12 protein-coding genes and 1 pseudogene are annotated in these 13,852 nt (G+C 72.2%); 9 read left to right on the top strand and 4 right to left on the bottom strand.

The window, feature by feature from the left end; translation table 11 throughout:
- Positions 1–59: 59 nt before the first annotated feature.
- Positions 60–1,547 carry an FAD-binding oxidoreductase gene (locus CG740_RS40325; protein WP_100575536.1) on the bottom strand — a complete coding sequence of 496 codons (1,488 nt, stop codon included), beginning with the start codon at positions 1,545–1,547 and terminating at the stop codon, positions 60–62.
- A gap of 294 nt (positions 1,548–1,841) precedes the next feature.
- On the opposite strand from CG740_RS40325, the gene CG740_RS14520 reads away from it, so the two are divergent.
- Positions 1,842–2,603 carry a ScbR family autoregulator-binding transcription factor gene (locus CG740_RS14520; RefSeq protein WP_100575537.1) on the top strand — a complete coding sequence of 254 codons (762 nt, stop codon included), beginning with the start codon at positions 1,842–1,844 and terminating at the stop codon, positions 2,601–2,603.
- On the opposite strand, the gene CG740_RS14525 is transcribed toward CG740_RS14520, so the two are convergent.
- Both CG740_RS14525 and CG740_RS14530 read right to left on the bottom strand, forming a co-directional pair.
- Positions 2,563–3,438, bottom strand: a complete 876-nt coding sequence (locus tag CG740_RS14525) for an NAD(P)H-binding protein (protein ID WP_100575538.1) — start codon at positions 3,436–3,438, stop codon at positions 2,563–2,565. The two genes, CG740_RS14520 and CG740_RS14525, sit on opposite strands and share 41 nt — an antisense overlap.
- Positions 3,435–4,406, bottom strand: coding sequence for a ScbA/BarX family gamma-butyrolactone biosynthesis protein (locus tag CG740_RS14530; protein ID WP_100575539.1), 972 nt, complete (start codon positions 4,404–4,406; stop codon positions 3,435–3,437). Before CG740_RS14530 ends, CG740_RS14525 begins: the two co-directional genes overlap by 4 nt.
- 128 nt (positions 4,407–4,534) lie before the next feature.
- On the opposite strand from CG740_RS14530, the pseudogene CG740_RS41520 reads away from it, so the two are divergent.
- A pseudogene (locus tag CG740_RS41520) lies at positions 4,535–5,164 on the top strand (ScbR family autoregulator-binding transcription factor); the annotation flags it as partial.
- A gap of 220 nt (positions 5,165–5,384) precedes the next feature.
- Here the strand turns inward: CG740_RS41520 and CG740_RS14540 are convergent.
- Positions 5,385–6,287, bottom strand: a complete 903-nt coding sequence (locus tag CG740_RS14540; RefSeq protein WP_442802827.1) for a shikimate dehydrogenase — start codon at positions 6,285–6,287, stop codon at positions 5,385–5,387.
- Between the two features lie 241 nt (positions 6,288–6,528).
- Between CG740_RS14540 and CG740_RS14545 the strand changes: the two genes are divergently transcribed.
- The 7 genes from CG740_RS14545 to CG740_RS14575 all read left to right on the top strand — a co-directional run bounded on the left by CG740_RS14545 (position 6,529) and on the right by CG740_RS14575 (position 13,820).
- Positions 6,529–8,142, top strand: coding sequence for a class I adenylate-forming enzyme family protein (locus CG740_RS14545; RefSeq protein WP_100575542.1), 1,614 nt, complete (start codon positions 6,529–6,531; stop codon positions 8,140–8,142).
- Entirely contained in the window at positions 8,139–8,528 is a 390-nt protein-coding gene (locus tag CG740_RS14550) for an AMP-binding enzyme (protein WP_100575543.1), read from the top strand. Before CG740_RS14545 ends, CG740_RS14550 begins: the two co-directional genes overlap by 4 nt.
- 213 nt (positions 8,529–8,741) lie before the next feature.
- On the top strand, positions 8,742–9,044 hold the full coding sequence (locus CG740_RS14555) for a LysR family transcriptional regulator (RefSeq protein WP_100575794.1): 303 nt from the start codon (positions 8,742–8,744) through the stop codon (positions 9,042–9,044).
- 254 nt (positions 9,045–9,298) lie between these two features.
- Positions 9,299–9,838: a flavin reductase family protein gene (locus CG740_RS14560; protein ID WP_100575544.1), complete on the top strand. Its 540-nt coding sequence runs from the start codon at positions 9,299–9,301 to the stop codon at positions 9,836–9,838.
- A 102-nt stretch (positions 9,839–9,940) separates the two neighbouring features.
- Entirely contained in the window at positions 9,941–11,479 is a 1,539-nt protein-coding gene (locus CG740_RS14565) for an FAD/NAD(P)-binding protein (RefSeq protein ID WP_100575545.1), read from the top strand.
- Positions 11,480–11,537: 58 nt separating this feature from the next.
- Positions 11,538–12,362, top strand: coding sequence for a class II aldolase/adducin family protein (locus CG740_RS14570; protein WP_100575546.1), 825 nt, complete (start codon positions 11,538–11,540; stop codon positions 12,360–12,362).
- A 63-nt stretch (positions 12,363–12,425) separates the two neighbouring features.
- Positions 12,426–13,820, top strand: a complete 1,395-nt coding sequence (locus CG740_RS14575; RefSeq protein WP_100575547.1) for a class II 3-deoxy-7-phosphoheptulonate synthase — start codon at positions 12,426–12,428, stop codon at positions 13,818–13,820.
- Positions 13,821–13,852: the final 32 nt, after the last annotated feature.

Consider the following 13,852-nt stretch of genomic DNA (forward strand, 5'->3'; position numbering starts at 1 on the left):
CGGGGGTTCGGGATGTGCGGGGGCGCGGGGGTACGGGAGGCCGGCCCGCGGCGCCGGTCTCAGGCGTAACGGCCGGGCGCGATGGCCTGGTTGGGGTCGAGGGCGGCCTTGATGCGGCGGCCGAGTTCCCGGGCGCCCGGATCGACGGCGAGCGCGTCCGCGTAGCGGGTGTGCTCGATGTCCAGGCGGTAGGGCAGATAGCCCTGCGCGGTGAAGAGTTCATGGACGCGGTCCAGGGCCCGGTGGGCGCGGGCCGACTCGTCCGCGTCGGTGCGGTCGAACTTCATCGTGACGACGCAGTCGACGACGTCCGCGTCGAGCGCGTTGAGGGTGGCACCGCAGCGGATGCCCGTCTCGGCCCGTACCCGGTCGAGGAGTTCGACGGCGCGGGCGAGGTCGGTGCCGGTGAACGGCACCAGCGGCAGGAAGAACAGGAAGCCGCCGTCCGGGTCGATCCGGCCCGCGGGACGCCCCATCTTCGCCTCGAACAGGGCGTCACCGCGGTCCGGGTCACCGGCGTAGGCGCGCTCGACGCGGACGGCGACCTCGTGGTTGGGCGCGTCGGGGTCGGTCGCGTCGGTGGTGGACACCTCGGTGAACAGGCCCGACGCATGGGCGGCCGCGACCACGACGCCGGTCATCGCGGTGACGGACTCGGGAGTGCCGTCGACGCACACATGGAGCAGGAAATCGTCCCCGGTGTGGCCGTAGGCCCGCGCCGCGGCCGGGTTGTAGGCCTTGACCACGCCGCTGGCCAGCCCCTGGGCGACCCATCGGCGCACCTCGTCGAGGGCCGCGGCGATCGTGTCGGCGGCGAAGCCGAGCCGGACGACCGTCAGCGCCTCGGGGCGCGGAAGCAGCCGGACGGCCGCCGCCGTCACGATCCCGAGGTCGGACTGGACGAAGGTCTGGAGCAGGGACGGGCCCAGGCCGTACGGGTAGACCGGCGTCGAGCGATCCGGCCGCGGCCACCAGCCGACATGCACCAACTCGCCGTTGGGCAGCGCGACTTCGAGGCCCACGAGGTCCTCCACGCGCTGGTGGCGCAGCCCTACGCCGCGGTCCAGCGCATTGCCGACCACGCCGGTGTGGGCCGACGACACGGTGACGTTGATCATGCGGTCGGTGTCGCGCAGCGCATCGGCCAACTGCGCCTGGGTGACGCCGGGTTCGACGACTGCCCAGCCCTCGTCGGTGTTGAGCTCGCGGATCCGGTCCAGGCCGCTCAGATCCAGCACCACGGCCCCGTCGCGGGCCGGCTCACGGGAGCCGAGGCCCCAGTTGCCGCCGGTGCTGTAGGCGTGCAGCGAACCGGATCCGGCGGACTCGCCGTGGATCCCGACGATCCGGCGGACTTCGTCCGCCGTACGCGGCCGCAGGAGACCGCGTATCTCGCGGGAGCGGAAGAGGCTCGCGTTCGGGCCCAGGGTGGCCGCGGACGTGTCGGAGCCGACGGAGGGGGCAGGAGCAACACGGTCGGCTCCGGCCGCCCGGGCCGCCGGGCCGAGGACGTCCTGTCCGGTGGTGGCAGAGCTGAGCACGGTCATGGAAGCACCTCGGGGTTCCCTCGTCTCCGGGCCTGATCGGCTGGTCGGTGGCGACGCTAGAGAACAAGCCGAGGCGTTTCTTTCTGGATCGCGCACGCACTGTGCCTGGTTCGCGCACGCGCATCCGGGAGGGACGCGAATCAGCCAAGAGCGATCACTGCGGGCCCGTACGCCAATACAGACCTTTGCGCTGGTTTTATGATCGTGAAGACGGCCGCCGGGGAAGTCCGTGTCGCGCCACGAGGCTTCCGGCCTCCCCCAGGTCGTGCCCACCCCCACCAACTGGAGCCCCCCATGAAACAGGAACGTGCCGTGCGGACTCGGCGGGCGCTCCTCCAGGCTGCATCGGAGACCTTCGAGCGCCACGGCTACGACCAGGCGCGGCTCTCGGACATCAGCACCGGGGCCGGGGTCAGCGTCGGCGCGCTGAACTTCCACTTCAAGACCAAGGCCGCGGTGGCCGAGGCCGTGGAGAACGAGGCGGTCGGCACGCTGCGGCGCGTCGCCCGGGCCACGGGCCGCCACGAACAGGCGCTTCAGCGGCTGACCGACATATCCCACACCCTGGCCGACCGGCTGATGCGCGATGTGGTGGCACGCGCCGGTCTGCAATTGAGCTACGCGGCGAAGGACCGCACCAGCCTGGACCTGCTCCAGGAGTGGCAGGGCTGTGTCCAGCAGCTGATCGCGGAGGCGGCCGACCAGGGTTCGCTCGCCAGGACGGTGGACCAGCAGGAGCTGGCGGCCACGATCGTGGCCGCCACCACCGGAATCGAGGCGCTGGGCCGGCGCAACAGCGAGTGGCTCTCGCCGCCGACCCTCACCGCGTTCTGGCGCCTGATGCTCCCTCAGATCGCCACCGAGGACGTACTGGAGGAGCTGATGCCGGCCGGCAGCCCTTATGCCCGGCCCGAGCCGGTCCCGCTGCCCGCGGCCGTCGGCCCCGAGGACTCCCAGGAACCCGACGAGCCGGCGGAACCCGGCGAGGCGGACAGCCTGCCCCGGCGGGCACCGCTCAACGGGCCGGCCGGAGATCGGCGGAAGCGGACCGCGTGAAGGCGCTCCGGTGGTCGGCGGCCCACTCCTCGTAGGAGCGGGGGGCGCGCCCGGTGATCTCCCGTACGGTGTCGCAGACCCGGGCCTTGGCCCCGTCCCGCTGCCGTGCCGCGCTGTCCAGGAGTGCTTGCACGATCGGCGCCGGATATCGGCGCGACAGCGCGTCCCGGGCCGCGTCGAAGTCCAACTCCTCGCATCTGAGCGGCAGTTCGAGCACGCGCGCCAGCGTCGCGGTCTGCTCCACCGCCGTGATCGCGGTCGGTCCGGTCAGGGTGTACGTCCGGTGCGCGTGCCCCGGCCCGGTCAGCGCGTGGACCGCCGTCTCGGCCACGTCCCGTGGATCCACGCAGGCGTTGGCGGACGTCCCGTACAGGGCCCGCACGATCCCGGCCTCCTGGATGGACGTGCGCCAGGACAGCGTGTTGGACATGAACGAGCGGGGCCGCAGGATCGTCCACTCGCACCCCGAGGAACGCAGGATCCGCTCGTTCTCCCGCTGCCGGCGGGTGATCCCGTCCCGGGCCGCGGGGTCCTCGACGGCGGCGGCCGAGAGCTTGACCACCCGCTCGACGCCGGCCGCCCCGGCCGCCGCCAGGAACCGCGCGTCGTCCCCCTCGGCCGACGGAACGGTGACCAGGAAGGCGGCTCGCACTCCGCGCAGGGCCCGGCGCAGGGAGGACTCGTCGGCGTAGTCCCCCCGCACCACCTCGGTGCCCGGCGCGGTGACGGTGATGCGCCCGGGGTCGCGGGTCAGCAGGCGCACCGGGTGCTCGGCCGCCAGCCGCCGGGCCACGACCCGGCCGATCGTCCCGGTCGCTCCGCCGACGAGGATCACATCGACCGCCCGCCGGTGCCCACGAGCGTGCCCGCCTCGACCGGCGGGTCGAGGAGCGCGCGTTCCTGGAGCGTCGCGGAAAAAACCGGTGCTCCGTTTTGTTCTCCGCTGATGCGAATGCCACCGTCTGCGGCCGGACGTTCGGCGCGTATCAGGCACGGGACGTCGAACTCCGCGTAGCGCTGGAAGGTGATCTCGCCGCCGGCCGGGACGAAGGGCGTCGGCGACCGCAGCGCGGACGCGGCCTGCCGGGCCGCCTCAAGCAACAGCATGCCGGGCACGTGGTCCTTGCGGCCCTGGAAGAGCACGGGATGGGCGGTGTCCACCCGCAGCAGCCATTGGCAGGGGTCCGGCGTCGGCGCTATCAGGACGTCGTCGGCCCGGGTCCGCCCGGCCAGCAGCGGCCTGACGGGGGCGGCGGGGGAGACCCAGGAGCGCGGGACCGCGCGGTCGCCGCGCAGCCGGACATAGGTGCCGGGGTTGATGAACTCCGCGTCCACGTCCCCCCGCGCCACCACGTTCCCACCCCGGCGCACGGTCATGGCAACCTTCATGGACCGGGGACGCAGCCCCCGCCAGACGATGTCGGAGCACCGGACCAGGATGTCCACGTCAGCGGGCCAGGCGTCCACCCTCAGCAGTTCGGGCACACAGGAGTAGCGCAACTTGCTGAGCAGGAAACGATATTCGAGCGGCAGGGCGTAAGCGGCGTGGACGATCAGGATGCCTGCCTGACGCATGGTCTCGGCGACCAGGAGCGGATCGTAGGTGAGATCGACGGACGGGGTGAAAGGGTGCGCTCCGGGCCATCGCCCGCTGACGGCGAACGATCCCTCGGCCGCCGTGCGCTGCCAGTCGGTGACGAAGGCGTCCTCGCCCCTGGCCCGGTGCACGAAGGCCAGGGGCACGCCGGGGCGCCCCATTTCCCCGCGTTGTTCGCTGATGGTGCACTGTGCCGCATCGGACATGATGCCCCCCAAGTCCTTATGCGCCCGTGCGGCTCCCCGCCACGAAAAAATACAGGCGCACTGGTTTTTTTAGAATGATGCACACAGTCGTCGCAGGATTCAAGATCCAATTTTCAACAGGAGGAGGCATGGCAGTGCAGGACCGCGCCATCCGCACGCGCAGGGTCATCCTGGAAGCCGCTGCGTCGGTCTTCGAGAAGCGGGGGTTCGAAGCCGCCACCATTTCCGAGATCTTCGCCACCGCGGGCGTGACCAAGGGAGCGCTGTACTTCCACTTCCAGTCCAAGGAGGACCTGGCCCTGGGGGTGCTGTCGGAACAGGACTACACGCTGAAGGTGCCCGCACGGGCGTACAAGGTCCAGGAGCTGGTGGACGTCGCGATGCTGCACGCCCACCGCATCATGACGGACCCGCTCGTGCGCGGCGCCGTGCGGCTCTCCATGGACCGCAAGGCCCAGGAGCTGGACCGCGGGGGTCCGTTCATCCGGTGGAGCGAGGTCGCCCTCGACCTCCTGGACGAGGCCCGGTCACGGGGCGAGCTGCTCCCCCATGTGGTCACCTCGGAGACCGCCGCCACCTTCGTCGGCTCCTTCGCGGGCGTGCAGTCGATGTCCCAGGCGGTGGGCTACGCGGACCTCACCGAGAAGGTGAGCTGGCTCCTTCGGCACATCATCCCGTCCGTCGTGGCGCCGCCCCTGCTGATGTCGCTCGACCTGTCGCCGGATCGCGGGCGCGATGTGCACAGGGAGGTCCTGGAGAACCCGCCGCCCGCCGACCCGCCGCCCACCGGGCCGGAGAACGGTGATCCGGAGAACGGCGATCCGGAGGACGGCGCCCCGGGGAACACCGGCCCGGGGAACGCGGAGCCGGCGGCGCCGAGCCGTGCACCGCGCCGGGCATCCGCCCCCCGGTCCCGGCAGTGAACCGAGCCGAGCGATCAGCACGGCGGACACCGGGCGCTCACCTCGCGCTTGGCCCTCAACTCCCTTGCAGGGAGGGCATGTTGACGTCGCCAACACTCGCAGGGCGGGCGCGGGCCGCCGCGGCGGCCCGCCGCATGGCTCCGGTCACCGGCTCGGTGCGCCCGGTCATCATCGCGATCTGCACGGCCGCCTGACCGATCAGCATCGGCAGTCCGTCCACGGCCCGGCCGCCCCGCGCGGTCACGGCGGCCACCAGCGGCGTCGGTGCCACGCCGTAGACCACGTCAAGCAGCGCGGCACCCGGGCGGGCGAGGTCGCGGGCGAGCGCGTCGGCCGCGCCCGGCGGGAGGGTGGAGACCGTGAGGGCGGCGCCGGCGGCAAGCCGTCCGGCCCGGTCCAGGGTGTGCACCCGCAGGTCCAGGCCGAGGCGGGCCGCCACCTCGCGCAGCCGTGCGGCGCGGGCCGGTTCGCGCACCATCGCGTCCACGTTCCGCGCACCGAGCGCGTGCAGCGCCGCCAGGGCGGAGCACGCGGTGGCGCCCGCGCCGAGCAGCAGCGCGCCGTCCACCCGCGGCGGCGCGAGGTGCTCCAGCGCGGCGACGAGTCCGGCGACGTCCGTATTGGCGCCCTCCCAGCGGCCGTTCGCGCGGACGAGCGTGTTGACGGCGCCGGTGACGGCCGCCTGCTCGGACACCGCATCGGCGAGGTCGAGCGCCGCGTACTTGAGCGGCATGGTCAGCGAAAGGCCGACCCATGAGTCGTCCAACTCGCCTACCAGGTGCGGCAGTTGCTCGGCACGGCAATCGATCGCCGTATAGCGCCAGTCGAGGCCGAGCGCGTCGTACGCGGCCCGGTGCAGCACCGGTGAGAGCGAGTGCGCCACGGGGGACCCGAGGACCGCGCAGCGCGGGCGGGGGGCGGTGGGGCGAGCGGGGCGCGGGGAGTTCAAGGCGGTCACCGTTCTTCGGTCGGGGCACCCACGGGTGGTGGCGTGGAGGGCCTGTCGGCAGTGTGCACGCGAGTCCGTCCCGGACCGCCGTCCGGTGGGTCCAGGGATCGCAGTTTCCGATACCGGTTGGAAACCAACGCTGGAGATTGTTTTATCGACAGGACCTCTGCCGGTGACGGACGCCTCCCGGGATCGATGGGGAACAGCGTCCCGGCCGACAACGCGGGTGCACCGACCATGGAGTAGCCACATGATCAACCTTGATGACATCCGCCGGCACGCCGCCGGCTGCCCCGGGGGAGTCGCGCTCACCGACGGGGAGAAGCGGCTCACCTGGCAGGAGTTCGCCGAGGCCGTGGAGCGGGTGGCGGCCGGCCTCGCCCGGCGGATCCCGCGGCAGGGGCCCGTCCGCTCGGTCTTCCTGGCGGACCGGGGCTGGGAGCTGGTGGTCGTGATGGCCGCCTGCGCCACCCTCGGGGTCTCCTGCACCGGTCTCGACCCGGCCGCGGACACCGATCGGCTCACCCACGTCCTGGACCGGCTCGAACCCTCGCTGGTGTTCACCAGCGGCGCCCACCGCCCGGTCCTCGACCGGTGCCTGTGGCCGGCCGGCTCCCAGGCCCTGCACATCCTGCTCGACGGCCCGGTGACCGAGCGCACCCCGGGCCAGCGCACCGGGCCGTGCCTGGTCGGCCTCCCCGAACTGCTCGGCACCCCGCCGCTCACCGAGCTGCCCGACGCCCGGCCCTACGAGTCCTTCGCGATGGCACCGGACCACGACCTGACCCGGGTCGCGGTCCGACGCAACCCCGGCGAGCAGCGTCAACTGGTCGATCTCGTCGACGAGTTCGGCTTCGACTCCACCGATGTCCATCTGCTCGCGGCGCCGCTGTGGCAGCAGACCGCGCAGGACCTGACCCGGGCGATGCTGGTGCTGGGCGCCCGCGTCGTCATCGGCCCCGAACAGGACCCGGCCGCCCTGGCGGCCACCGTGCGCACGGCCCGGGCGACCACCGGCGTCATCGCACCCACGACGCTGTCCGAACTGCTCGCGCACCCGGATTCGGCGGGCCTGGCCGACACCGGACGGCTGCGCTGCCTGGTCACGCCCGGCCGGCACGTGGGCCGTTGGGTGGTGAACGCCGCCTGGGAGCGCCTGGGCCCCGCGCTCCACCTGGCGCACTGCTCCCCGGAGACCGGCCTGACCGGCATCATGACGCCGGAGGAGTCGCTGGTCGTGCCGATGCGCTCGGCACGGCCCACGCTGGGCAACACCGTCGTCGTCCTGACCGAGCACGACGAGGCCGCCGCCCCCGGCGTCACCGGGCGGGTGGCCGTGGCCGGGACCCGGGTGATGGACGGCTACCTGGACGACGACGGTCCGCGGCGCTTCCTCAGCCTCGACATCGGCCAGGGTGAACAGCGCTTCCTCGTCACCGGCGAACTGGGGCACCTGGACGAGCAGAGCCGTCTGGTGGTGACCGGCCGGGCCGGCGGGGCGCCCCTGCTGGAGCGGGACACCGCGGTGGACGCGGCGCTGCTGCGCCTGGAGGCCGACCTGCTCAACCTGCCGTGCCTGCGCGACATCGCCGTGATGCGGGTCAACCACCCCGAGCTCGGGGACAGCCTGGTGGTGCCGTTCGTCGCGGTCGCGGTGGGCCGCGAGGCGACCGGGGTGAAGGCCCTGACCGCCACCTGCGCCCGCCGGCTGCCGTCACTGGCGACCCACGTCCTGGCCGTCGACGACATCCCGTACAGCCCGACGGGCCGGATCAGGGAGACCGAACTGCTCGACGCGGTCGTCCCGATCATCGCCCTGAACCTCCAGTTGGAACAGTCCATGCACCAGGAGATGTCCTCATGAGCACCGCCCTCGACGAGCTGTACGCCCACGACCGGTTCGAAGCGGACGAACAGACCGGATTCGACGAGGGGTTCGCCGCGCTGGAGCGGGAGCTGCTCGAACTGCCCTGTGTGCGCGAATGCGCCGTCGTCCACACCCGGCTGCCCGACCTGGGCGAGACGGTGGTGGTGGCGTTCGTCCCGGTCGCCGGCGAGCAGGAGGCGAGCGGACGCCGGGCCGTCCTCGCGGCCTGCGAGCGCTGCCTGCCCTGGCTGTTCGGACAGGTCGTGGCCGTGGACGCCATCCCCCGCACCGCCGCCGGCGATGTGCGCGCGGGTGCGCTGATCGACCGCGCGCTGCCCCAGATCGCACGGGATCTGATGTCCCCGGTGGCCATGTCCGACTGACCGCGGTACCGGTGCCCGCGGCCCCCGCTCCTGCCGGAGCGGGGGCCGCGGGCTTCCTCGTGCGGCCAGGTCACGGCTTCCGTCCGGCGGGCGCAATCCAGTCGTCCAATAACCGGATCGCTGGTATGTTTTTGGCCAGGGCATCGGGGTGGGGACAACGTCGTCCGGCAAGCCATCCACGAGACAGGAACCATCTACCCGAAGAGGATGGCCGTGCAGTTGCAACACTTGCGCGCATTCTGCGAGGTGGCGGACGAACTGAGCTTCACCCGGGCCGCGAAGAACCTCAACTATGCGCAGTCGAGCATCACCGCGCAGATCCGCAGCCTGGAAGCGTCCTTCGGCGTGCCGCTCTTCGACCGCGGCGGACGCCAGGTCGCGCTGACCCCCGCGGGTGAGCGGCTGCTGCCGCACGCCCGCCGCGTCATCCGGCTCCTGGCGGAGGCGCACCAGGACGTGCGGGGCGCCTACGCCTCCCGGACCCTGCGCCACCGGCACCGCCCCCAGCGCGTCTGAACCGCCCCGGCGACCGGGCCCGGCGCGGCCCGGTCGCCCAACTCCCCGACACGGGCGCGTATTTGAGCTAGTCGCCGTGCGCTGCACAGCAACTCCCGACGCGCGGGGCTTCCTAAGGTGTTGGTCATCGAACCGTTCCCCTCGGTGGGACAGCCGGTTCCAGCGAAGACCGTCGTCCGCCGGGCAGCACCCCTGTTCTCCCGGGCGGACCACGCAGTCCCTGCCGCACCTTCCCGTCCCGGAGAGGATCAACCATGGGTCACGTCCCAGCAGTGGACCAAGAGGCCAGCGCCGCCGAAGCGTCGAGCGACCTGCGTGACGTGATGCGTCACTTCGCCACGGGGGTCTGTGTCGTCAGCACGTACGAGGAGTGCGACGGCGAGCGGGTGCACGACGCGATCACCGTCAACTCCCTGACCTCCGTCTCCCTCACGCCTCCCCTGATCTCCCTCAGCTTCCGCAGCGACTCCGGCTTCCTGGCCAAGCTGATGGGCACTCAGCAGTGGGGGATCTCCATCCTGGACGCCGACTCCGAGCACACCGCCCGGCGCTTCGCCCGGCCCCGGCAGGAGCGCGAAGCGGCGCTGCGGACCCTGCCGTCCGAGCCGGGACACCTCACGGGAGCCCTGCTGTTCGGGGCCTCGGGGTGGATGGAGTGCCGCTACCGGGACCACCTGGTCGTCGGCGACCACGTGATGGTCATCGGCGAGGTGCTCGGCCTCGGCGTCCACGACTCCCCGGCTCCGCTGATCTTCCTCCAGGGCGGCTTCCACCGCTTCGAGCCGCAGCGCTGACCCCTGACCCGTCCCGCAGCAGACAAGGAAGGCGCACGAGGCGGCCGGCCCCGGCCGACCCGCCGTCCCACGCCTTGCGCACAGTGATAGGTGACTGAACACATGTCCCGTGGATTCTCGCTCGGTGTCGTCGGCGGCGGCGCCTCCGCCGTCTGCCTGATCGACGCCCTCGCCCAGGCCGAGGTCGAGCCGGGCTCGCTCACCGTCTTCGAACCCTCGCCGCACCTGTGGCGCGGCCGTGCCTACCAGGTCGACACCGAGACGCTCAAGGTCAACGCGACGCCGGACGACATGTCGGTGCGCGCCCACGACCCCGGGCACTTCGAGCGCTGGCTGGAGAACCGGGACCGGGTCGTCGGCGTCAAGCAGGGCATCGACCGGTACTCCGGCGCCCGGTTCGCGCCGCGGCCCGTCTACGGCGACTACTTGGAGCAGTCCGCCTACACCGCGCTGGGTGAACTGCGCCGCAAGGGCTGGAAGGTGGACATCATCGGCGAGGCCGTGACCACGGCGAGCCGGCAGCCCCACCAGGTGCTGCTGCGCACCGGGCACGGCCGGGCGCGCGCCTTCGACTACGTGGTGCTCGCGGTCGGCGGCGACAGTCCCAAGGACGTCTACGGGCTCACCGGCACCCCCGGATTCGTGGCCGACCCCTACCCCCTGTCCGCGACCCTGGAGAACATCGAGGAGGAGGACCACGTCGCCGTCATCGGCAGCGGCCTGACCTCCGTCGACATCGTCCTCACCCTGGCGGCCCGGGGGCACCGCGGCCCCATCAGCCTGCTGTCGCGGCGCGGTGTGCTGCCGGGAGTGCGCCAGCGGCCCGTCCCGTTCGAGCTGCGGCATCTGACGCCGGACCGGATGAAGGCCCTGGCCGAGGACCGGGGCGAGCTGGCCATCGAGGACATCGCCGAGGTGCTGCGCGCCGAGTTCCGCGACGCGGGCGCCGATCTCGACGCCGTCGTCGGCGAGATGCTCCGGGTGGACCTGGAGGACCCGGTCGACCGGCTGCGCCGCCACATCGACGACGTCGACTCGCCGCATCTGGGTCTGCGCATCCTCCAGCGGGCGGTGCCGGAGACCGGCCCCGACGTGTGGCCCGCGCTGCGCGAACAGGAGAAGGTGCAGATCCTGCGCGCCCACTACCGCACCATCATGAGCCTGTGCTGCCCGATGCCGCCGGCCAGCGCGAGCGTGCTGCTCGAACTCGTCGACAGCGGCCGGCTGCGGATGCTCTCCGGTCTCCAGGACATAGCCGCCGCCGAGGGGGCGGGCTTCGACGTGATCGCCGCCGACGGCACGGAGTTCCACGCCGACAAGGTGATCAGCGCGGTCAACGCCTCCGAGGGACGCATCCCCACCAGCGCCCTGCCGCTGGCCACCTCCCTGATCCGGGCCCGGGCCGCCAGCCGCCACCCGCACGGCGGTCTGCACCTGGCCCGCGCCACCAGCCGGCTCACCGTCAACGACCGCCCCGACCCGCGTCTGTACGGCCTCGGCAACATCGCCGCCGGCTCGCTCTTCTTCACCTTCGGCATCCCCTCCCTGGTCGACCGCAGCGTCGACATCGTCGCCGCGGTCCGGGAGCACGCCGCCACCGTCGACGCGGCCCGCGCCGACCGCCAGGCCCTCGCCGCCTGACCCCGGACCGCATCCACCCTTCGAGCCATGCCCGCACGGGGCAGGAAGGCCGTATCCCATGACGCCCACGACCGCCGTCGCCGACGCCGCACCCCGACCCGAGTTCCTGGCCGACACCCACACGGGTCTGCCCATCCCCGGTGAGCCGGAGTTCGCCACCTACGAGGACGCCCGGCGCCACCGCAAACAGCGCCTGGCCGCCGCGCTGCGCCTGTTCGGCAAGTACGGCTTCGGTGAGGGGATTTCTGGCCATATATCCGTGCGCGACCCGGAGTTCACCGACCGCTTCTGGGTCAACCCCTTCGGCGTCTCCTTCAAGCACGTCCGGGTCGCCGACCTGATCTGCGTGGACTCCGCCGGACACGTGGTGCACGGCACGCACCGGGTCAACCCCAGCGCGTTCGTCATCCACTCGGCCATCCACGAGCTGAACCCCCGCGCGGAGGCCGCGGCCCACGGCCACACCGCGCACTCCCGGGCGCTCGGCGCGCTCGGCCGCCTCCTGGAGCCGATCGACCAGGAATCCGCCGCGTTCTACGGCAAGCAGGTCCTGTACGGCGACTACGAGGGCCCCTCCACCACCGTGGAGCAGGGCCGGGACATCGCCGAGAAGCTCGGGGACAACCGGGCGATCCTGCTGCGCCACCACGGCCTGATCACCGTCGGGGGCACCCTCGACGAGGCCGTGCACTGGTTCTTCACCTACGACAGCTGCGCCGAGGTCCAGCTGCTCGCCCAGGCCGCCGGCACCCCCCGGACCTTCACCCACGAGCAGGCCCTGGCCGCCGGGGACGGGTTCGGCGACGAGCAGCTGGGCTGGTTCAGCTTCCAGCTGCTGTGGGACGAGATCGTCCGTGAACAGCCGGATCTGCTGGAGGAGTAGCCCTCCTCCGACCCCGTCCCGTACGCCCCGCCGACGCCGACACAGATTGAGGCACAGCCCACCATGAACCTTGCCCAGACCGTCACGGAACCGGACACCTGGCGCCGGCTGCCGGCCGCCCAGCAACCCGACTGGCCGGACCGGCAGGCACTGCGGTCCGTGACCGACGAACTCAGCGCCTTCCCCCCGCTGGTCTTCGCCGGCGAGTGCGACCAGCTGCGCGGGCGGCTCGCCGCCGTGGCCCGGGGCGAAGCCTTCGTCCTCCAGGGCGGCGACTGCGCCGAGACCTTCGACGGCGTCTCCGCCGAGCAGGTGCGCGACAAGGTCAAGACCCTGTTGCAGATGTCGGCCGTCCTGACGTACGCGACCTCGGTCCCCGTCGTCAAGATCGGCCGGATCGCCGGTCAGTACTCCAAGCCCCGCTCCAAGCCGGTCGAGGTGCGCGGCGGGGTCGAACTCCCCGTCTACCGCGGCGACGCGGTCAACGCACTCGACTTCACCCCCCAGGCACGCACCCCGGACCCGGAGCGGCTGAAGCGGATGTACCACGCCTCCGCCGCGACCCTGAACCTCATCCGCGCCTTCACCACCGGCGGCTACGCGGACCTGCGCCAAGTGCACGAGTGGAACCAGGACTTCGTCGCCAAGTCCCCCGTCGGCGAGCGCTACGAGTCCATCGCCAAGGAGATCGACAACGCGCTGGCCTTCCTCGCCGCGTGCGGCGCCGACCCGGCCGAGTTCCACTCCGCCGACGTCTTCTCCAGCCACGAGGCGCTGCTCCTGGACTACGAAGCGGCCCTGACCCGCACCGACGAGCGCACCGGGCTGCCGTACGACACCTCGGGCCACATGATCTGGATCGGCGAGCGCACCCGTCAACTGGACGGCGCGCACGTCGAGTTCGCCGCCTCGGTGCGCAACCCGGTCGGGGTGAAGCTGGGCCCGAGCACCACCGCGCAGGAGGCCCTCGCCCTCGTCGAGCGGCTCAACCCGAACAACGAGCCGGGCCGGCTGACCTTCATCACGCGCATGGGCCGCGACCAGGTCCGCGACGTACTGCCCGGGCTGGTGGAGGCCGTCACCGGCGCGGGCGCCACGGTCGCCTGGATCTGCGATCCGATGCACGGCAACACCTTCGAGGCGACGTCCGGCCACAAGACGCGCCGCTTCGACGACGTCCTGGACGAGGTCAAGGGCTTCTTCGAGGTGCACCGCTCGCTCGCCACCCACCCCGGCGGCATCCACATCGAGCTGACCGGCGACAACGTCACGGAGTGCGTGGGCGGCGGCGACGCGATCCTCGTCGACCATCTGCACCGCCGCTACGAGACGGCCTGCGACCCCCGTCTCAACCGCCTCCAGTCGCTCGACCTCGCCTTCCAGGTGGCGGAGTTGTACCGCGAGCGCAACCTGCCGCTCGACGAGCTGCTCGAACCGGCCGTCCCGGCCGCGGCCTGACCCACCCAGCAAGCGAGCAGCGACAACGGCAA

The organism is Streptomyces sp. CB01201 (genome assembly GCF_002803085.1).
Taxonomy (GTDB): Bacteria; Actinomycetota; Actinomycetes; order Streptomycetales; family Streptomycetaceae; genus Streptomyces; species Streptomyces hundungensis.